This window comes from Micromonospora globbae (assembly GCF_036184225.1).
Classification (GTDB): domain Bacteria; phylum Actinomycetota; class Actinomycetes; order Mycobacteriales; family Micromonosporaceae; genus Micromonospora; species Micromonospora globbae.
Map to the genome: position 1 here is coordinate 6,024,273 of NZ_CP108084.1, position 19,506 is coordinate 6,043,778.

Annotated in this window: 15 protein-coding genes and 1 riboswitch; of the genes, 9 read left to right on the top strand and 6 right to left on the bottom strand. The window is 74.5% G+C overall.

The features are described 5' to 3' along the window. Positions 1-9 precede the first annotated feature (9 nt). Both OG994_RS27475 and OG994_RS27480 read left to right on the top strand, forming a co-directional pair. Positions 10-2,868, top strand: a complete 2,859-nt coding sequence (locus OG994_RS27475) for an alpha/beta fold hydrolase (RefSeq protein WP_328851454.1) — start codon at positions 10-12, stop codon at positions 2,866-2,868. Next, the gene (locus OG994_RS27480; RefSeq protein ID WP_328851455.1) at positions 2,868-3,731 is read left to right on the top strand and encodes an ABC transporter permease; all 864 of its coding nucleotides are present in this window, start codon (positions 2,868-2,870) and stop codon (positions 3,729-3,731) included. The genes OG994_RS27475 and OG994_RS27480 overlap by 1 nt, the downstream gene beginning before the upstream one ends. Before the next feature lie 12 nt (positions 3,732-3,743). Here the strand turns inward: OG994_RS27480 and OG994_RS27485 are convergent, their stop codons facing one another. Continuing rightward, a complete protein-coding gene (locus OG994_RS27485; protein WP_328851456.1) occupies positions 3,744-4,406 on the bottom strand; it encodes a DUF4232 domain-containing protein in 663 nt (220 codons plus the stop codon). 237 nt (positions 4,407-4,643) lie between these two features. After that, positions 4,644-4,958, bottom strand: coding sequence for an ArsR/SmtB family transcription factor (locus tag OG994_RS27490; RefSeq protein ID WP_120329605.1), 315 nt, complete (start codon positions 4,956-4,958; stop codon positions 4,644-4,646). Positions 4,959-5,053: 95 nt separating this feature from the next. Here OG994_RS27490 and OG994_RS27495 point away from each other — a divergent pair, with 95 nt between their 5' ends. The 4 genes from OG994_RS27495 (at position 5,054) to paaN (ending at position 10,626) form a co-directional block, all read left to right on the top strand. Next, a complete protein-coding gene (locus tag OG994_RS27495) occupies positions 5,054-6,025 on the top strand; it encodes a DMT family transporter (protein WP_328851457.1) in 972 nt (323 codons plus the stop codon). A 160-nt stretch (positions 6,026-6,185) separates the two neighbouring features. Next, positions 6,186-6,320, top strand: a riboswitch (SAM riboswitch). Between the two features lie 10 nt (positions 6,321-6,330). Next, positions 6,331-7,617, top strand: a complete 1,287-nt coding sequence (gene thrC / locus OG994_RS27500) for a threonine synthase (protein WP_120329607.1) — start codon at positions 6,331-6,333, stop codon at positions 7,615-7,617. A 263-nt stretch (positions 7,618-7,880) separates the two neighbouring features. Further along, positions 7,881-8,900, top strand: a complete 1,020-nt coding sequence (locus OG994_RS27505) for a GNAT family N-acetyltransferase (protein ID WP_120329608.1) — start codon at positions 7,881-7,883, stop codon at positions 8,898-8,900. Positions 8,901-8,952: 52 nt separating this feature from the next. Continuing rightward, complete coding sequence (gene paaN / locus OG994_RS27510; protein ID WP_192902181.1) at positions 8,953-10,626, top strand: phenylacetic acid degradation protein PaaN; 1,674 nt, start codon at positions 8,953-8,955, stop codon at positions 10,624-10,626. Between the two features lie 93 nt (positions 10,627-10,719). Here paaN and OG994_RS27515 read toward each other — a convergent pair whose 3' ends face one another. Then, positions 10,720-11,250: a GNAT family N-acetyltransferase gene (locus OG994_RS27515; RefSeq protein ID WP_328851458.1), complete on the bottom strand. Its 531-nt coding sequence runs from the start codon at positions 11,248-11,250 to the stop codon at positions 10,720-10,722. A gap of 223 nt (positions 11,251-11,473) precedes the next feature. Between OG994_RS27515 and OG994_RS27520 the strand changes: the two genes are divergently transcribed. The 3 genes from OG994_RS27520 (at position 11,474) to groL (ending at position 15,475) form a co-directional block, all read left to right on the top strand. Further along, positions 11,474-11,677, top strand: a complete 204-nt coding sequence (locus tag OG994_RS27520; RefSeq protein ID WP_013288855.1) for a cold-shock protein — start codon at positions 11,474-11,476, stop codon at positions 11,675-11,677. Positions 11,678-12,797: 1,120 nt separating this feature from the next. Beyond that, the gene (locus OG994_RS27525) at positions 12,798-13,577 is read left to right on the top strand and encodes a hypothetical protein (protein WP_328851459.1); all 780 of its coding nucleotides are present in this window, start codon (positions 12,798-12,800) and stop codon (positions 13,575-13,577) included. A 275-nt stretch (positions 13,578-13,852) separates the two neighbouring features. After that, complete coding sequence (gene groL, locus OG994_RS27530; protein ID WP_120329611.1) at positions 13,853-15,475, top strand: chaperonin GroEL; 1,623 nt, start codon at positions 13,853-13,855, stop codon at positions 15,473-15,475. A 62-nt stretch (positions 15,476-15,537) separates the two neighbouring features. Here the strand turns inward: groL and OG994_RS27535 are convergent, their stop codons facing one another. The 3 genes from OG994_RS27535 to OG994_RS27545 form a co-directional block, all read right to left on the bottom strand. Further along, positions 15,538-15,783 (bottom strand): hypothetical protein, encoded by a 246-nt coding sequence (locus OG994_RS27535; RefSeq protein ID WP_120329612.1) that lies wholly within the window; start codon positions 15,781-15,783, stop codon positions 15,538-15,540. Positions 15,784-15,870: 87 nt separating this feature from the next. After that, on the bottom strand, positions 15,871-16,800 hold the full coding sequence (locus tag OG994_RS27540; RefSeq protein ID WP_328851460.1) for a GNAT family N-acetyltransferase: 930 nt from the start codon (positions 16,798-16,800) through the stop codon (positions 15,871-15,873). Positions 16,801-16,881: 81 nt separating this feature from the next. Next, positions 16,882-19,356, bottom strand: a complete 2,475-nt coding sequence (locus OG994_RS27545; protein WP_328851461.1) for a S8 family serine peptidase — start codon at positions 19,354-19,356, stop codon at positions 16,882-16,884. Positions 19,357-19,506 lie beyond the last annotated feature (150 nt).

Sequence of the window (19,506 nt, forward strand, 5' to 3'; positions counted from 1 at the left end):
GTGTGCCGCATGAGATCGCTTCCGTCGATCCGGCGTGCCCTGCCCACCGGCCGCCGGGCGGTCGCCGCCGCGGTCGTCGCCGTGCTCGTGGCCGCCGCCGTGGTCTGGGCGGTGCTGCCACGCGGCCCGCAGGTGCGTACGGAGGCGGCGATGCTGACCGTCCGCTCCGGACCGGACGGGCAGCAGCCGGTCGACCTGGACACCACGCTCTACCTGCCGGAGGACGCCTCGGCCGGTCACAAGGTCCCCGCCGTGCTGCTGGCGCACGGCTTCGGCGGCACCAAGGATTCGGTGCGCGACGACGCCGAGGAGTTCGCCGGTCGCGGGTACGCCGTGCTCACCTGGACGGCGCGGGGCTTCGGCCGCAGCGGCGGCGAGATCCACCTCGACCACCCCGACTACGAGGTGCGCGACGCGCAGCGGCTGCTGGACTGGCTCGCCGCGCGCCCGGAGGTCCGCACCGACGCCGCGGGCGACCCGAGGGTCGGCGTGGTCGGCGGCTCGTACGGCGGTGGGCTCGCCCTGCTGCTCGCCGCCCAGGACCGGCGGGTGGACGCCATCGTCCCGATGATCACCTGGAACGACCTGGCCCGCAGCTTCCTGCCGGAGAGCACGGGCGGTCCCACCACGGCCGGCGTGTTCAAGAAGGGCTGGGCCGGCCTCTTCTTCGGCGGCGGTGGCTCGGTCGGCTCCGGGCCGGCCGGGCTGTCCGGCACCACGGCCGCGCAGCCGCAGGGAGCACCGGCGTCGGCCGGTCCGCCGAGCCCCGGTCCCGGCGCCGGCCCGGGCACCGGACCCGGCCACGCGCCGGGCGCCGCCGCCGACCCGTCCTGCGGTCGCTTCGCGGCCGACGTGTGCGCCGCGTACCTCCGGATCGCGACCACGGGCCGCGCCGACCAGGCGGCGGTGGACCTGCTGCGCCGGTCCAGCCCGGCCGGCGTGCTCGACCGGATCACCGCGCCCACCCTGCTCGTGCAGGGCGAGGCGGACAGCCTGTTCCCGCTCGGCGAGGCGGACGCCAACGCGCGGGGCATCGCGGCCAACGGCACGCCCGTGCGCGTCGCCTGGTTCACCGGCGGCCACGACGGCGGCACGGGACCACGGACCGACTCCGACCGGGTGCGGTTCCTCACCGCCCAGTGGCTGGACCACTACGTCAAGGGCGAGGGCGAGGCCCCGGGCGACGACTTCACCTGGTCGCGGATCGCCGGCTTCGACGCCATGGACCGCGGGCTCGTCGCCACCGGCTACCGGACGGCCGACTACCCGGGGCTCGGCGGCACGCGCCGCACCGAGGTGACCGTGGCGGGCCCGGAGCAGGCGATCGCCAACCCGCCGAACGGCAACCCCGCGGCCGTCTCGTCGGTGCCCTTCGCCGGTGGCCTCTCCGGCCTGCTCGACGGCGTGGCGGGGGACGTGCCCGGCCAGCACGCCCGCTTCGAGTCGGCGCCGCTCAGCGAGGCGGTGGACGTGGTCGGCGCCCCCACGGTGTCGCTGCGGGCCGCGTCGCCCACCGGCGAGGCCGTGCTGTTCGTGAAGCTCTACGACGTCGACCCGAATGGCGCCGCCACCCTCCCGAACGGGCTCATCGCCCCGGTGCGGCTCACCGGGCTGCCGGAGCGGACCGCCGACGCCCGCCCGGTCACCGTCACCCTGCCGGCGATCGTCCACCGGTTCGAGGCCGGGCACCGGCTCCGGGTGGTGGTGGCCAGCTCGGACCAGGCGTACACCACGCCGCCCGAACCGGCCGTCTACACGGTCGCGGCGGGCGATGCGCCGGTCGCCCTGCCGGACGTGGCCGGCGAGCCGATCCCCACGGCGGCGGCCGTCTGGCGCTGGGTGCTGCTGGGCCTGCTCGCGGCCATCGCCGTCGGGCTCGTCGTGGTCGTGGCCGTGGTGCGCCGCCGGCACCGCCGTCACGACAGCTCCGTGCATCCGGAGTACGCGGACATCCCGCTCGCCGTGCGCCGTCTGCGCAAGGAGTACGCCGACGGCTTCGTGGCGGTCTCCGACGTCGACTTCGAGGTGCACCCCGGGCAGGTGGTCGGCCTCCTCGGGCCGAACGGCGCCGGGAAGACGACCACCCTGCGGGTGCTCATGGGGCTCACCCAGCCCACCGCCGGGGAGATCTACGTCTTCGGGCACCGCCTGGTGCCCGGCTCCCCGGTGCTCTCCCGCATCGGGGCGCTGGTCGAGGGGCCGGGCTTCCTGCCGCACCTGAGCGGCCTGGAGAACCTGCGGGCGTACTGGCGCGCCACCGGGCGGCCGGCGGCGGACGCCCACTTCGACGAGGCGTTGGAGATCGCCGGCCTCGGCGACTCGGTGCACCGGAAGATCAAGACGTACAGCCACGGCATGCGGCAGCGCCTCGCCATCGCGCAGGCCATGCTGGGCCTGCCCCAGCTGCTGGTGCTCGACGAGCCGACCGACGGGCTCGACCCGCCGCAGATCGCCGAGATGCGCCGGGTGCTCCAGCGCTACGCCACCGACGGCCGGGCCGTGCTGGTCTCCAGCCACCTGCTCGCCGAGGTGGAGCAGACCTGCACCCACGCCGTGGTGGTCAACAAGGGCCGGATCGTGGCGTCCGGGCCGGTCGCGGAGATCGTCGGCGAGTCGCCGAGCGTCCTGTTCGAGGTGAGCGACCCGGCGGCGGCGCGGGCCGTGCTGGACGGGCTCGACGGCGTGCGGGTGCTGCCCGAGAGCGACGGGCAGCTCGTGGTGGACACCAACGGCACGGCCCGCAGCGAGGTGGTGGCCGAGCTGGTCCGTGCCGGCATCGGCGTGGACCGGGTGGTGCCGCGGCGCCGCCTGGAGGACGCGTTCCTCGCCCTGGTGGGCGAGAGTTCGCGGGGAAGTGGGGACCGCTGATGAGCAATTCCACCGTGGGCGCCGCCCCCGGCTACCGGCCGTCGGCCACGCTCCCGTTCGCGGCCGAGTTCCGGCGCCAGGCGGCCCGCCGGCGTACGCAGCTGGCGCTCGGGTTCATGGTGCTGCTGCCGCTGATCATCCTGATCGCGTTCCAGTTCGACGCCGGGGACGACGACAACGGCGGTGGCGAGTTCGCCAGCCTGATCTCGTTCGCCACCTCGGGTGGGCTGAACTTCACGCTGTTCACCATCTTCGTGTCCGCGTCGTTCCTGCTCGTCGTGGTGGTGGCGCTGTTCTTCGGCGACACGGTGGCGAGCGAGGCGAGCTGGGGGAGCCTGCGGTACCTGCTCGCCGTGCCGGTGCCCCGGGCCCGGCTGCTCACCGTGAAGCTGCTCGTCGCGCTCGCGTACTCGGCGTCGGCCCTGCTGCTGCTCGCCGGCACGGCCCTGCTCGCCGGCACGCTGCGCTACGGCTGGTCGCCGCTGCGCAGCGCCGTCGCCGCCGAACTGCCACCGGGGAAGGGGCTGCTGCGGCTGCTGGCCGTGCTCGGCTACCTGGCGGTCGTCCTGCTGGTGGTGGCGGGCCTGGCGTTCCTGCTGTCGGTGAGCACCGACGCGGCGCTCGGCGCGGTCGGCGGCGCGGTGCTGCTCTGGATCCTCTCCAGCATCCTGGACCAGATCACCGCGCTCGGCGGGCTGCGCGCCTTCCTGCCCACCCACTTCAGCACCGCGTGGCTGGGTCTGCTCTCCACGCCGATGCAGACCGACGACGTGGTGCGCGGGACGATCTCCTCGATCAGCTACGCGACGCTGTTCTGGGCGCTCGCGTACTGGCGCTTCACCCGCAAGGACGTCACCTCGTAGCGGGCCGCGCCCTCACACCCGGCCGTCGGGCGTGACGGCCACCGACGGCGCGCCGCTCGGCCGCGACGGCGCGGGCGGTTGCGCGGGCGTCGCCGGCTCCGCGCGCTTCCAGGCGCTGACGCCGATCCGCCCCGTGTTGCCCAGGTCGATGGGCCCGTCCGGGTCGACGGCCTGGGCGGGCCGGCCGTCGGCCGGCGCCACGTCCAGGTACGCGCCGTTCGTCGGCGCCCCGGTCGAGTCGGTGAACGTGTTGCGCCAGAGGACGGCGGCCGTGGCGCGATCGCCGGGGCGGAGCGTGAGCGGGCGGGGCGGCGCGTCGAAGCCGGAGGTGATCCCCTTCGCACCGTCGACGACCGTGAGGGTGATCGGCTGGCGCTGCTCGTCGCGTACGACGAGCACGGGATAGCCGTTCAGCTCGTAGGGCTCGGTGCCGCAGTTCACCAGCTCGAGGCCGAGCGCCCGCAGGCCCATGGCGGCGTCCGATCCGGTCGAGCGGATGAGCACGCCCGACTCGGGGCAGGTCGCGGGCCCGGCCGGGGTGGCCGTGGGCGTGACCGTCGGCACGGGGGCGGGTGTGGTCGGATCGGCCCCGGCGGTGCAGGCGGCCAGGGGAAGCGCCACGACGAGCGGCAGGCCGCTGAGCAGGAGTCGCAGCCGCGCCGGTCGGGGTGTCACGGGTGCATCCTCTCACCGGCGAGGCGTGTCCGGCCCCGCCGGGTCGCGCCGCGCACCCCGGGCCGGCCCGCGCCGCGCAGCCCGCGCCGCGCCGCGCATCCCGGGTCGGGCCGCGCAATTTCCTGGATGTAGTGGCCTCGACGAGCCGCGGAGACCACTACATCCACGAAGTTGCGTGATCTCGGTGGTTGCGTGGTCCCGGCGGCGCTCGACGAGGTCACCGCCCGCCGGGATCGGCTAGGACGTGACCGCCGGGGCGGCGCGGCTGAGGACGGCGTCGAGCAGCCCGGGGTAGAGGCGGTCGATCTCCTCGCGGCGTAGCCGGACGTAGCGGCTGGTGCCCGCGACACGGGTGCGGGTCAGCCCGGCCTCGCGCAGCACCCTGAGGTGGTGGCTGCGGGTGGCCTTGGAGACGCCGAACTCGAAGGTGCCGCAGGCGTACTCACCGCCCTCGGCGAGTGTCCGCACGATCTGGAGCCGCACGTCGTCGGCCAGGGCGGCGAGCACGACGGTCACCGGCACCTCGCGCAGCTCGGGTTCGTGGATCTCCATGTGACCAGTGTAACCCTTGTTCGACAATACTCGAACAAGGGCATAGTGTCGGTCGGCGTTGGTTCGACGTTACTCGAACATCGGGAGTTCCACTGATGCGTTCCCGCGCTGCCGCCTTCCCCCTGCTCGCCGTGCTGAGCTGGGGAGTCATGTTCCCGGTCCTCGCCAGCGCGCTGGCCCGGGTCGATCCGCTCAACCTGACCACCACCCGGTACGTGCTGGCCACGGCCGTCCTGATCGCGCTCCTGCTGCTCCGGGAGGGGCTGCCGAGCCTGCGCCCGGGGGGTCGGGCGGTCGAGATCGTGTTCCTCGGCGTGGTCGGCTTCGCCGGCTTCAACCTGCTCACCAACCTGGCTCTGGAGCACGCCACGCCGCAGCAGACCGCCCTCTTCGTGGCCACCACGCCGCTGGTGACCCAACTCGTCCGCTGGGCGCGTGACGGCGTACGCCCGCGGCCGGCCCTGCTGGCCCTCTCCCTGGTGGCGCTCGTCGGCGTCGGCCTGGTGATCACCCGCGGCAGCCTGGCCGGGCTCGACCGGTTCGGCGTCGGCGGGCTCATGATGATCGCCGCGGTGCTCGGCTGGGCGATCTACACCCACGGCGGGAGCCGGTTCGTCGGGTGGTCGCCGCTGCGGTACACGACGCTGACCGCCACGGCCGGCACGCTCGCCATGCTCGCCGCCAGCGCCGGCGCCGACCTCGCCGGGGTGCAGCACCTGCCGGCCGCCGCCGACCTCGTGGCGGTCGCGCCGCAGCTGGCGTACGCCGTGATCGTGGCCGCGGTGATCGCGGTGCTCGCCTGGAACACCGGGGTGCGGCGGCTCGGCTCGGCCAACGCGGCGCTGTTCATGAACCTCGTCCCGGTGACCACGTTCGCCGTGCAGATCGCCCGCGGCTACCGGCCCACCGCGATCGAGCTGGTCGGCGCGGCGGTGACCATCGCCGCCCTCGTGGCGGCCAACCTCGTCACCCGGGCCCGGATGGTCTCGCGGCGCTCGGAGCCGGAGGCGACCGCCGTCGCCGACCCGGTGGCGGTCGTCGACCCCGTCGCCGTCGTGGCCCGCTAGGGCCCACGCGCCCCAGGCCCGAGGGGCGTCGTGGTGGCCTCCGGCGGAAGGAGGTCACCACGGTGTCGCAACCCCCGCCGGTCCGATCGGCCGCTCACACCGTGGGAACCCGGGGAGGACGGGCCGGGGCGGGCGAATAGACTCGGCGGCACAACTGAACACCTCATCCAGAGGGGCTGAGGGATACGGCCCGATGACGCCCCGGCAACCACTCCGCACGCTCACCGACGAGCGACGGCGGGGCAGGTGCCAATTCCGTCCCCGCCGCAGGGTGCGATGCGGGGAAAGATGAGAGGACTCTCGACATGACGTCGACCGTCGCCGCGTCCGGCATCGACACCACCGCCAGCCCCGCCCGCGCCCTCGTCTGCCGCGCCTGTCAGGCCCGCTACCCGCTCGCCGCGCAGCACGCCTGCTACGAGTGCTTCGGCCCGCTGGAGGTCGACTACGACAGCGCGGCGCTGGCCCGCGTGACCCGGGAGCAGATCGAGGCCGGGCCGGCCAACCTCTGGCGGTACGCGGCGCTGCTGCCCGCCGGCCAGGACCCGGCCACCCGGGTCACGCTGGACCCCGGCCTCACCCCGCTCGTGGCCGCCCCGCACCTGGCCGCCGAGCTGGGCATCACCGCGCCGCTGTGGGTGAAGGACGACAGCGCCAACCCCACCCACTCGTTCAAGGACCGGGTCGTCTCGGTGGCCCTCACGGCCGCCCGGGCGCTCGGCTTCACCCGCTTCGCCTGCGCCTCCACGGGCAACCTCGCCAACTCGGTCGCCGCGCACGCCGCCCGGGTGGGCGCGCCGTCGGTCGTCTTCATCCCCGGCGACCTGGAGCAGGGCAAGGTGGTCACCACCGCCGTCTACGGCGGCGACCTGGTGGCCATCGACGGCTCGTACGACGACGTGAACCGGCTCTGCGGCGAGCTGGTGGAGACCGACGAGTTCGAGGACACCGCGTTCGTCAACGTCAACGTCCGCCCGTACTACGCCGAGGGCTCCAAGACGCTCGGCTACGAGGTGGCCGAGCAGCTCGGCTGGCGCATCCCCGCGCAGGTGGTGATCCCGATGGCCTCCGGCGAGCTGCTCACGAAGATCGACAAGGCGTTCGCCGAGCTGGTGGAGATCGGGCTCGTCGAGGCGCCGGCCGGCGGCTGGCGGGTGTTCGGCGCGCAGTCGGCGGGATGCAACCCGATCGCGACCGCCCTGCACGCCGGCAGCGACGAGATCGTCCCGGTCAAGCCGACCGGCATCGCCAAGTCGCTGAACATCGGCGATCCGGCCGCCGGCCTGTACGCCCTGGAGGCCGTCCGCCGCTCGGGTGGCTGGATGGACTACGCCGACGACGACGAGATCCGTGCCGGCATCCGCCTGCTGGCCCGGACGACCGGCGTCTTCGCGGAGACGGCCGGTGGGGTCACGGTCGCGGTGCTGCGCAAGCTGGTCGAGGCCGGCAAGCTCGACCCGGCCGCGGAGACCGTCGTCTTCAACACCGGTGAGGGGCTGAAGACCATCGACGCGGTCGCCGGGCAGGTCGGTCCCACCCACCGGATCCGCCCGTCGCTGCGCGCCGCCCGCGACGCCGGCCTCCTCGGCTGAGCGGATCGCCCGGGCGGGGGATCGGACGGATTCGCCGGGTAGCCGGCTTTTCGCTCTCCGTGCGGAAAACCCGCCGCTAAGGACTTGACGGCAGGAACCGGACGGCGCAAGATGCTCCGTGCGGGAGGGCGTATCGCCGAAGACTTTGAGTTCTTGCGACCCAACGCCGGAGGCGTTGTGCGATCGTCCCTCCCGACCAACGTCCGATCGGGCCAGCGGTTTAATCGCTGGCCCGATCGTTTGTGTCCGGGCACCCTCACCGCATGGGCATCACGATCGCGCCGTTCGACGCCGCCGACCCGGCCGCGATCGACGAGGCGTACCGGATCGGGGCGGCGGCCTACGCGGCCGACGTGCCGGACTACCCGCCGTTCTGCCGGCGGCGCTTCGACGGGCTCCTGCACCACCCGACGCCGGGCGCCGACACGCTGTGGGCGCTCGCCCGCCTCGACGGCGTACCCGCCGGCTACCTGGCGCTGGAACTGCCGCAGCTCGACAACACCGAGAACGCCACGGCGGACCTCGTCGTCCACCCGGCCCACCGGCGCCGCGGGGTGGGCCGGGCGCTGCACGAGCACTGCCGCCGCCTGCTCCGCGAGCGGGGCCGCAAGCGGGTCATCGGCATGGCGTTGTCGGCGCTGCCCGGGGGTCCGGAGCGGCCGGAGGCGGGTGGGGCGTTCGCCGCCGCGATGGGCGCACAACCCGCGCTCGCCGGGGTCCGCCGCCGCCTCGACCCCACCGCCGTCGACCAGGGCGCGCTCGACGCGCTGCTGGCCGACGCCCGCGCGAACGCCGCCGGGTACCGCACGGTCCGCTGGCACGGTGCCATCCCCGAGGAGTACGTGGCCGACATCGCCTACCTCGACGGCCGGCTGTCGACCGACGCGCCCATGGGTGACCTGGAGTGGGAGGCCGAGCGGGTCGACGCCGAGCGGATCCGGGGCGTCGAGCGGGCGCTCGCCGCGCGGGGCCGGCGGCAGTACCACGTGGCGGCCCGGCACGAGGCGTCCGGACGGGTGGTGGCGTGGACCCTGCTCGACGTCGGCGCCTCCGCCGACTGGCACGCGTTCCAGCAGATCACCATCGTCGACCCGGCGCACCGCGGCCACCGGCTGGGCCTGCTCGTCAAGATCGAGAATCTGCGCCACCTGCTCGCCCACGAGCCGGCGATCCGCGCCATCGACACGTTCAACGCCGCGTCGAACACGCACATGATCGCGATCAACGAGCGGCTCGGCTTCCGGCCGGTGGACGGCTGGACGGACTGGCAGCTCACGATCTGAGTTGTGACACGGGCCTACTGATTTTGGTGCTTCCTGTTGCATGATGGCGGGCATGACGGAGACCCCGCACCCCCTCTACGACCGGCACGTCGACACCCTCACCCGCGCGCTGACCGCGATCTCCGAGCGCGGGTACTGGTCCGCCTACCCCGAGTCACCCAGCCCCCGGGTGTACGGCGAGACCGCCGCCGCCGAGGGCAAGGCCGCCTTCGAGGCGTACCTGAACGGCGACTTCCCCCTCGACCAGCCGGGCGCCGGCGACCGGGTCGCCACCGAGACGAGCCCGTTCGGCGTGGAGCTGGGCGTGCGCTACCCCCACGCCGGGGCCGACGAGCTGGTGGCCGCCGCCAGCGCGGCGCTGCCCGCCTGGCGCGACGCCGGCCCGCAGGCCCGGGTCGGGGTCTGCCTGGAGATCCTCGACCGGCTGCACAAGCACATCTTCGAGCTGGCCAACGCGGTGCAGTTCACCAGCGGCCAGGCCTTCGTGATGGCCTTCCAGGCCGGCGGCGCGCACGCGCTGGACCGCGCGCTGGAGTCGCTCGCCTACGCGTACGCCGAGATGACCCGGCACCCGGGGACGGCCGGCTGGGAGAAGGCCGCCGGCAAGGGCGACCCGCTGCGGATGACCAAGACCTTCCACGTGGTGCCGCGCGGTGTCGCCCTCGTCATCGGCTGCAACACGTTCCCGACCTGGAACTCCTACCCGGGCCTCTTCGCGTCGCTGGCCACCGGTAACCCGGTGATCGTCAAGCCGCACCCGCGCGCCGTGCTGCCCCTGGCCGTCACCGTCCGGTACGCCCGGGAGGTGCTCGCCGAGGCCGGCTTCGACCCGAACCTCGTGCTGCTCGCCGCCGAGGCGCCGGGGGAGAAGCTCGCCTCCACGCTGGCCCTGCACCCGGCCGTCAAGATCGTGGACTTCACGGGCTCGACCGAGTACGGCGACTGGCTGGAGGCGAACGCCCGGCAGGCGTCCGTCTACACCGAGAAGGCGGGCCTGAACACGGTGGTGATCGACTCCACCGACGACTTCGCGGGCATGTGCCGCAACCTCGGCTTCACGCTGACGCTCTACAGCGGCCAGATGTGCACCACCTCGCAGAACATCCTGATCCCGGCCGGCGGCATCGAGACCGACCAGGGCCACAAGAGCTTCGACGAGGTGGCCGAGGGCATCGCCACGGCGATCGCCAAGCTGACGGCCGACCCCGCCCGCGGGGTGGAGTTCACCGGGGCGATCGTGAACGACGGCGTGCTGGAGCGGCTCGACGAGGTCACCAAGGTCGGCGAGCCGGTGCTGGAGTCGCGTACGGTCGCGCACCCGTCCTTCCCCGGCGCCGTCGTCCGCACCCCGACCGTGGTCAAGGTCTCGGCGGACGACACCGCCACCTACGGCCGGGAGTGGTTCGGGCCGATCTCGTTCGTCATCCCCACCGACTCCACGGCGCACAGCCTGGAGATCATGCGCCGGACGGTGGGTGAGAAGGGCGCGCTGACCGCGAGCGTCTACTCGACCGACGAGGCCGTCCTCGACGCCGCCGAGAACGTGGCCGTCGAGGTCGGGGTGCACCTGTCCTGCAACCTGACCGGCGGGGTGTTCGTGAACCAGTCGGCCGCGTTCTCCGACTTCCACGGCAGCGGCGCCAACGCGGCGGCGAACGCGGCGCTCACCGACGGCGCGTACGTCGCCAACCGGTTCCGCATCGTCCAGTCCCGTCGCCACGCCTGACGTGCGGGAAGGGGCCCCTCCGCCGCGCATCCGTGGCGGACGGGCCCCTTCGTGACGGACGGCTGGGCGGGCTCGGACGGGCCTGCCGGGCGTTCAGGCGGGGCGCCGCATCTGCAGCTCGGTCAGGACCGGGACGGTGGGGTGCGGCACCCGCACGCCCGTGTCGACGAAGCCCAGCCGCTGGTACGCGCGGTAGGCCCGGTCGTTGCCGACCACGACCTCCATCATCAGCTCGGGCCGCCCGCAGGCCCGCGACCAGGCGGCCACGGCGTCCACCAGGTCGGCGAGCACCCCACTGCCTCGCCAGGCCGGCGTGACGTAGACGGCGTAGACGACCGTGAGACCCGGCTCGGACGGGCTGACCGTCCCGCCGGCGTGCCCCGCGAACCGGCCGCCGGGGTCGGCGACGAACTGCGCGATCGCCGTGCCGGCGGAGGTGGCCGCGATCCGGGCGGCGTACTCGGCGTGGGGCCGGGCCGCCGCGTCGGCGATGGTCTCCAGGAAGGCGAGCGGCGCGTCGGCGAGCATCTCCAGCCGCAGCGCCCGCATCCGGGCCGCGTCCTCCGGCCGCACCCGGCGGACCTCGGGGAGGCTCGGTTCCGGGCTGCCCGGGGCGCTCGTCATGCCCGCATGCCTACCACAGCGACGACCGACGATTCGCACTCGCCGTTCATCGGCGGGATATGCCCGATTTGTGGTCGTGCGCCGCCGTCACACCTCGTGTAGCGTGCGATTTCGGTCACCGGTTCAGCGGCCGTCGCCGATCGCGGAAACGGTGGTTTCCGAGCGCTCGGCCGTGCCCGGGCGCCCGGGGTAGGAAACGCCGCGCAGAGTGAGGAAGTGCACCGTGGCACAGGGCACCGTGAAGTGGTTCAACGCCGAGAAGGGCTACGGCTTCATCGCCGTCGACGGCGGGCAGGACGTCTTCGTCCACTTCTCCGCGATCGAGATGGACGGCTACAAGGCGCTGGACGACGGCCAGCGGGTCGAGTTCGAGATCGCCCAGGGGCAGAAGGGCCCCCAGGCGGAGCGGGTGCGCGTCATCGCCTGAGCGGTTCCGTCCGCGTACGGTCACCGGCACCGACCGGCCGGGCGCGCCGAGCGCGGCAGCGCCCGGTCCGGACCGCGTCCGTGAGCCCTCCGGCCGCCGGTCAACCCGGCGGTGACGGCGACGTGCTGGCCACCCCGGAGTCCCCAGCCCGGCGAGGTCGGCCACCCCAGCGCTCGCGAAGGTCGACGGCCCTGGCGCTCGGCGAGGTCGGCCGCCCCGGCGCGCAGTGAGGTCGGCGGGCCCCGGTCGCCGGAAACCGTTCGCCGGACGTCAGGGCGTGAGCGTCGTCGCCCCGGACGGGCGGCGGCGCGGATGGTGCGCCGGCGGCACGGGTGGGGCTGCGCGGCGGTCGCGCGGCCGGGAAGATCATGGACCGGTCCCGCGTCGCTGAGGAGGGTTCATGTCCGACCTGCCACCCCCGGCCGCCCCACCTCCGGGCGAGCCCGACCCGTACGCCGCGCATCCCGGCCAGCCCGCTCCGCAGCCGGGCCAGCCGGGCGCGCAGCCTGGGCAGACGGGCCTGCCCGGTCCGCAGCCCGGGCAGGCCGACCAGCCGGGTCCGCAGCTCGGCCCGCCGGGCCAGCCGGGTCCGGCCCAGCCCGTGCCGCAACCCGGGCAGCCGGGCCAGGCGGTGCCGCCCGGCCCGCCGTCGGCCACTCCGCCCGCCGGAGGCCCGGCCGCGCCCTGGGGTCCGTCCGCAACGCCACCGGCCTGGGATCCGACCGCGCAAGGCGCGTACGGCGCTCAGCCCGCCTGGGATCCGACCGCGCAAGGCGCGTACGGCGCTCAACCTGCCTGGGATCCGACCGCGCAAGGCGCGTACGGCGCTCAACCTGCCTGGGACCCCGCGGCGCAGGGCCCGTCCGGGGGCCAGCCCGCCTGGGACCCCGCCGCGCCGGGCCCCTACGGCACTCAGCCCGGTTGGGGCGCGCCGCCGGCGCCGCCGCCGGGATGGGGACCTCCCGGAGGACCGCAACCCGGCGGGGGCTACCCGGGCCCGACGCCGTACCCGGGCCAGCACTGGGGGTACGCGACCGGCTGGTACCCGCCGGGTGTCGACCCGGCCGACCCCCTCGTGACCCCGCCCGGCGCGGGGATCGGAGGCTGGTTCGAACGGTGCGTGGGCGCCGTGCGTCGCGGCTGGCGGGTGCTGCTGCCTCTCCTCCTCGTGACCCAGGTGCTTCCCGCGGTGGTGCTGTCGGTGCTCACGCTCGGCGTCGACCCGACGGCGCGGTGGGAGGTCTCGACCGCCCAGGACCCCGCCGCGCTGCCGGAGAACTTCTTCCAGGACATGGTCACCGTTCTGCTTGTGTCGATCGGCGGCAGCGTGCTGATCGGGCTCGTGCAGTGCGTGGGCTGGGCGGCCGGGACGTGGGTGATGGCGCGTCAGGCGGCCGGGCAGCCGGCCGACCTCGGCTCGGCCCTGCGCTACGGCCTGCGCCGCGCGCTCGGCCTCTGGGGCTGGACGCTGCTGATGGGCGTGATCATCGGGTTGGGCATCTGCTTCTGCGTCCTCCCCGGGATCTACCTCGCGTTCGCGCTGAGCCTGGCCGGCCCGGTCTACCTGTTCGAACGGCAGAACCCCATCGGTCGGGCGTTCGGGATCTTCCACCAGCGGTTCGGGATGGTCCTCGGGCGCGTGGCGCTGGTGGCAGGCATCGCCATCGTCGGCGGGGCGGTCTTCGGTGCCGTGCAGGGTGCTCTCACGGCGCCGTTCGGCACCGACCCGCTGGGCGCCCCGGGCACGGCGGTCGGGGTAGTGGCGGTGTTGGCCGTCACCGGGCTGCTGGCGCTGCCCCTCCAGGTCGTGCCGCTGGTGGGGCTCGTGGTGACGTACGCCGAACAACGCGCCCACGAAGGGCCGGTGAACAGCGCCGGGCTGGTCGCCGAACTCGGCTGAGGGGCCGACCGTGCTTGCACTCGGCTAGGGAGAGTGCTAAACAAGTCATTGGCACTCGCACCCCGTGAGTGCCAAGGTCGGGGCGGTGGGGCCGCGGCCGCGCCGGCGGGACAAGCCGCCGGTGGGGCACGTGGCCGGTCGTCGCGGGCTATCCGGCCCGGCCGAGGAGACGTCGTCGCCGTCAGGAGGGCGACGTCGCCAAGGTGCGTACACCAGGCGGCCCATCCGGGACACACACTCGGGTGGCCCGTGAGTGTCCAGGAGGACAACGCCGTATGGCCAAGATGATCGCGTTCGACGAAGAGGCGCGCCGCGGCCTCGAGCGGGGCATGAACCAGCTCGCCGACGCCGTGAAGGTGACCCTCGGCCCGAAGGGCCGCAACGTCGTGCTCGAGAAGAAGTGGGGTGCGCCCACCATCACGAACGATGGTGTGAGCATCGCCAAGGAGATCGAGCTCGAGGACCCGTACGAGAAGATCGGTGCTGAGCTGGTCAAGGAGGTCGCGAAGAAGACCGACGACGTGGCCGGTGACGGCACGACGACGGCGACCGTCCTGGCTCAGGCTCTGGTGCGTGAGGGTCTGCGTAACGTGGCCGCGGGTGCGAACCCGATGGCCCTGAAGCGGGGCATCGAGGCCGCTGTGGCCAGTGTCTCGGAGGAGCTGCTGAAGCTCGCCAAGGACGTGGAGACCAAGGAGCAGATCGCCTCCACGGCGTCCATCTCGGCTGGTGACACCAGCGTCGGCGAGATCATCGCCGAGGCGATGGACAAGGTCGGCAAGGAAGGCGTCATCACCGTCGAGGAGAGCAACACCTTCGGCCTGGAGCTGGAGCTCACCGAGGGTATGCGCTTCGACAAGGGCTACATCTCCGCGTACTTCATGACCGACCCGGAGCGTATGGAGGCCGTCTTCGACGACCCCTACATCCTGATCGTCAACAGCAAGATCTCGTCGGTGAAGGACCTGCTCCCGATCCTGGAGAAGGTCATGCAGTCGGGCAAGCCGCTGCTGATCATCGCCGAGGACCTGGAGGGCGAGGCCCTGGCCACCCTGGTGGTCAACAAGGTGCGCGGCACCTTCAAGTCGGTCGCCGTCAAGGCGCCGGGCTTCGGTGACCGCCGCAAGGCCATGCTCACCGACATCGCCATCCTCACCGGTGGCCAGGTCATCAGCGAGGAGGTCGGCCTCAAGCTCGACGCCGTCGGCCTCGACATGCTGGGCCGCGCCCGCAAGGTCGTGGTGACCAAGGACGAGACGACGATCGTCGACGGTGCCGGTGACGCGGAGCAGATCCAGGGCCGGGTGAACCAGATCCGGGCCGAGATCGAGAAGAGCGACTCGGACTACGACCGGGAGAAGCTGCAGGAGCGTCTGGCCAAGCTGGCCGGCGGTGTTGCGGTGATCAAGGTCGGTGCCGCGACCGAGGTGGAGCTCAAGGAGCGCAAGCACCGGATCGAGGACGCGGTGCGCAACGCGAAGGCCGCTGTCGAGGAGGGCATCGTCCCGGGTGGTGGTGTCGCGCTGGTGCAGGCCGGCAAGACCGCCTTCGACAAGCTGGACCTGACCGGCGACGAGGCGACCGGCGCCCAGATCGTCAAGATCGCGCTGGACGCCCCGCTGCGGCAGATCGCCGTCAACGCCGGCCTCGAGGGCGGCGTGGTCGTCGAGCACGTCCGCAACCTGGAGGCGGGCCACGGCCTCAACGCCGCCACCGGCGAGTACGTGGACCTGCTGGCCGCGGGCATCATCGACCCGGCCAAGGTGACCCGTTCGGCGCTGCAGAACGCGTCGTCGATCGCGGCGCTGTTCCTCACCACCGAGGCCGTCGTGGCGGACAAGCCGGAGAAGACCCCGGCCGCCCCGGCTGGCCCGGGTGGCGGGGACATGGACTTCTGAGTCCTGCCGATCGCAACGGGAACGGGGCGGGCCGCTGACGCGGTCCGCCCCGTTCCTCGTTCTCAGGTCGGAAGCGGGCGCTGGTTGCGCCGCTTGTGGGTGCGGTCGTACGGGGCGCGGAGCTGGACGGGCGCGTCCACCATCTCCAGCGGCTCCTCGGCCGCCGGGTCGAGGGCGCCGGTCATCTCGGCCAGCTGCTCGGCGTCGCCGTAGTCCAGCCGGTCGATCGGGAGATGGCCGGGGAGGTCCCCGACCGGCTTCCAGGTGACGGGTGCGACGTCGTCGGTCTCGTCGTCGTCCGTGGTCATGGCTGCCTCCTCTACCGAAACGGTAGGGGGCGTCGATGACCCCTGCGGGCGAACGGCGTTATCGGGGTCTATATCCCATTCGCCCTTTTATCGATCCTCCAGCGTCTTCCGGTACAGGAAGAAGACCCGCTCGATCCGGGCACCCGCGCTGCGCGCGTAGAACGGCACCGGCCCGACCCAGCCGATCTGCGCCGAACGGTGCCCCGCCGCGCGCTGGTCCCGCAGGCAGCGGCGCAGCAGCACCCCACCGATCCCGGTGCCCTCCGCGGCCGGCGCGGTGCCCATCGGCCCGAACCAGCCCGGCCGGGACGAGCCGTACGCCGCGAACCCGAGCACCTCGCCGTCCCGCTCCGCCAGGTGGCAGCCCGCCCCCGACCGGCCCAGCGAACCCGCCAGCTCGGCGTCCCAGGCGCCGCCGAAGGTCGTACGGGCGAAGGCGGCCAGCGCCGGCAGGTCGGCCGGCTCCGCCCGACGTACGGTGACGCCCTGCTCGGCGAGCCGGCGCTCCCCGGCCTCCGTCGACCGCAGGGCGGGCGAGTCGTCGTACGACAGGTCCGCCGTCATGTTCCACGCGGTCCGGTCCTGCCGGTAGCCCAGCGCGAGCGCCGCGCAGACCGCCGGGGTGTAGCGGACGTCGATGCCCGGCCACGCGTAGTAGGGCGGGTTGCCCGCGAGCAGCACCTCGGCGGCGCCCAGCCCGGCGAGCCGCCGCTCGGCGGCCGTCAGCAGCGCCCGCCCCGCGCCCCGCCGGCGGTGTTCGGGCGCCACGGCGACCAGATCGACGTGCCCGAGCCGCCGGTCGGCCGCCGACGTCGAGCCGACGAGCGCCCCGACCAGCACGTCCCCGTCGTACGCGCCGAGCGTGAACACGGGCCGGTCGGCGGCCGCGCGCGTCCACAGGGCGTCCACGATGGCGTGCGCCTCGGCCGCGTCCTCGGGCAGGTCCAGCGCGCGTTCGGCGAGCCGTACGACGGCCGGTGCCCGCTCGGGGGTCAGGTCGACGATGTCGATCTCCATGGTGGCCGACCCTAGATCACGAGGTACGGGTCGGCGCAAGAGCGCGGACGCGGGTACCGCCGGATGGCCCTGCCCGTACCGTCAGCGGGCGGCTTCGACGGCCGCGTATGCGTCCACCAGTCCCGCGCCCGTGATGTTCGCGGGACCGCCGCAGGCGTCCCCCGGGGCGCGCGAGCGGTAGGTGGGCTCGGCCGGTGTGGCGGTCTCCCGCAGCAGTTGCCGGGTCCGGGCCGGGTCACCGACGAGGGCCGGGTTCGCCGACCACATGAGCGCCACGACGCCCGCCACCTGCGGGGTGGCCATCGAGGTGCCGTCCAGGGTGCCGTATCCGCCGCCGGGCATCGCCGAGCGCACCCCGACGCCGGGCGCCAGCACGTCCGGCTTGGTCGCGCCGCCCGGTGCCGGCCCCCGCGACGAGAACTCCGCCACCCGGTCCCGCTGGTCCACCGCGCCGACGGTCAGCACGTCCGGGTACGGCGCGGGCGGGTCGTCGATCGAGGCGCACCACGGGCCCGTGTTGCCCGCGGCGGCCACCACGAAGATGCCGGCGGCGTCCAGCGCGGCGGTGGCCGGCCGGAGCACGCCCGCGTCGCAGCCCTCGATGCCCGGGCAGCCCCACGAGTTGGTGAGGATGTCCGGCGCGCGCTCGGGACGCCCGTCGGTGAACGGGTCGCCGCCGGCCGGGAACGGGGCCAGCATGAACTGGAGGCAGTCCAGGTAGTGCGCCGGGCTGCCGAGGTTGCGGTCCAGGTTCACGCAGCCCACCCACTGTGCGCCGGGTGCCACCCCGATGCCGCCCCGCCCCACCGCGCTGCCGAGCGTGTGCGTACCGTGCCCGCCGCTGTCGGTGGGGACGCGGGTGCCGTCCCACGGGTCGTACCAGGAGTCGTCACCGCCCCGGAAGCCCCCGGCCAGCGCCGGGTGGCGGCCGTCCACTCCGGAGTCCGAGCTGCCGATGACCACGCCCGCGCCGGTCACCCCGAGCTGCGACCAGACGCGGTCCGCGCCGATCCGCCGGATGTTCCACTCGGGACCGGTCGGCGCGGGGTCCGTGCCGCGGGTCGTGCCGGCGGGCGCGGGCAGCGGGCGCAGCCGCTGGCTCACCAGCACCCGGCCCACCTCGGGCCGGCCGGCGAGCCAGGCCCGTACCCCCGGCCCGCCGTCCACCTCGATCGCGTTCACGAGGTAGTACGGCTCGGGGTCCAGGCGCAGCCGGGTCAGCTCCCGGCGCAGGTCGGCCTGCGTCCGGTCGGCGGTGTCGACGAGCCGGCGGTAGACCTCGCGGGCCCGCGCGTCGCGGCCGGCCCGGCCCGGCGCGGCGGCCGGCAACCCGGTCAGGTCGGCCTGTTCCCGCAGCACCACGAACAGCCGCTCGCCGTGCAGTCCAGGCTGGCCCGGCCCGAGATCCACGGCGGCCAGCGTCACGAGCAGGACCGCCGCGCAGACGGCCGCCGTCCGCCGGCTCGGCACGCGTGCGCCGCGGCGTGCGAACAGCACGGCGTACGCGGCGGCGAGCAGCAGCGCCACGCCGAGCCCGGCGCCGCCGGCGACCGCCACCCAGAACGGCACGTCCCGGCTGCCCACCAGCAGCAGGCTGATCTCCTCCGGGTCGGCGAAGGCCAGCGGCCCGAACGCGGCGAGCCCGACGAGCCACCGGGTCGGTGCGGTGGGCACCGAGCCGGCGGGGTGCCGGCGGCGCGCCACCGCGTACAGGGCGGCCAGCGCGAAACCGGTCGGGGGGAGGGTGAGCAGGGCCGGCAGTTGCGCCCCGGACTGACCGGAGCCGGCCGCGAGCGGCAGCAGCGCCACACCGGAGACCAGGCCGCCCACCAGCACGAGGCGGGCCGGTCGGGGCGGCTCGCCGACCGCGAACCGGGACCAGAACGTCGTGCCCAGCAGCGCCGCGGCGACCGCCCCGACAGCGGCGGCGGCCAGCGCGGCGAGCACCGTCTCCAGCAGCCCGCCGAGCGCGCCCAGCCACGCCCAGGGCAGCAGGAGGGCGAGCCCGGCGGCGATCGCCAGCAGCGTGGCGGGGTCCGGCCGGCCGGCGCGTACGACCGGGGGCCCGCCCTCGACGGCCGCCGGCGTGCCCGGGACCGGCCCCGGCGCCACCGTCTGGCCGGCCGGTCGCCGGAAGACCCGGCGCAGCACCAGCGCGGCCACGGCGGCCGTCGCGGCGAGCCCGGCGAGGTACGCCTCGTGGTGCACCGGCGGGACGGCCCGCAGCAGCCCGAACACGCCGAGCACCAGCGCGGCGGCGAGCCAGGCGCGGCCGGTGGCGCGGACGGCGGCGGAGCGGGGGAGCAGGGCCAGCAGCAGGGCGGGTGTGCCGACGAGCACCACCGTGAGCAGGCCGGCCGCCGGCCAGAGCCACGGCACGCGGTCCCGCCCGAAGCCGAGCAGCACCTGGTCGACCAGCCAGCCGCCCAGCTGCCCGGGCACGGTGACCGCGACGGTCCAGCAGCCGGTGAGCACGGCCGCGACGACGGGCCAGGGACCGGACGGAGGATGGTGCGGCGGGCGGGCGCCGGCCCACGCCGGGGGTACGGCCTGCATTGCGAAACAGTACGACGGGCCGCCCGACCCCCGGCGACCGGCGGGTGCCGGGGGAGTCCCCGGGGCCGCGACGGCTGTCGGACCAGCCCCGGGGACGTTCGTGCCCGGCCCTGTGGACCGCGCCGGGACCCGCCCGGGCCGTGCGGAGTG

Excerpts from the sequence above, each read along its gene's own strand:
- OG994_RS27515 (WP_328851458.1), bottom strand. The coding sequence starts at position 11,250 with ATGACGAGCGCCCCGGGCAGCCCGGAACCGAGCCTCCCCGAGGTCCGC.
- OG994_RS27540 (WP_328851460.1), bottom strand. The coding sequence starts at position 16,800 with ATGGAGATCGACATCGTCGACCTGACCCCCGAGCGGGCACCGGCCGTC.
- OG994_RS27490 (WP_120329605.1), bottom strand. The coding sequence starts at position 4,958 with ATGGAGATCCACGAACCCGAGCTGCGCGAGGTGCCGGTGACCGTCGTG.
- groL (WP_120329611.1), top strand. The coding sequence starts at position 13,853 with ATGGCCAAGATGATCGCGTTCGACGAAGAGGCGCGCCGCGGCCTCGAG.
- OG994_RS27505 (WP_120329608.1), top strand. The coding sequence starts at position 7,881 with ATGGGCATCACGATCGCGCCGTTCGACGCCGCCGACCCGGCCGCGATC.
- OG994_RS27475 (WP_328851454.1), top strand. The coding sequence starts at position 10 with ATGAGATCGCTTCCGTCGATCCGGCGTGCCCTGCCCACCGGCCGCCGG.
- OG994_RS27545 (WP_328851461.1), bottom strand. The coding sequence starts at position 19,356 with ATGCAGGCCGTACCCCCGGCGTGGGCCGGCGCCCGCCCGCCGCACCAT.
- paaN (WP_192902181.1), top strand. The coding sequence starts at position 8,953 with ATGACGGAGACCCCGCACCCCCTCTACGACCGGCACGTCGACACCCTC.
- OG994_RS27535 (WP_120329612.1), bottom strand. The coding sequence starts at position 15,783 with ATGACCACGGACGACGACGAGACCGACGACGTCGCACCCGTCACCTGG.
- thrC (WP_120329607.1), top strand. The coding sequence starts at position 6,331 with ATGACGTCGACCGTCGCCGCGTCCGGCATCGACACCACCGCCAGCCCC.
- OG994_RS27495 (WP_328851457.1), top strand. The coding sequence starts at position 5,054 with ATGCGTTCCCGCGCTGCCGCCTTCCCCCTGCTCGCCGTGCTGAGCTGG.
- OG994_RS27480 (WP_328851455.1), top strand. The coding sequence starts at position 2,868 with ATGAGCAATTCCACCGTGGGCGCCGCCCCCGGCTACCGGCCGTCGGCC.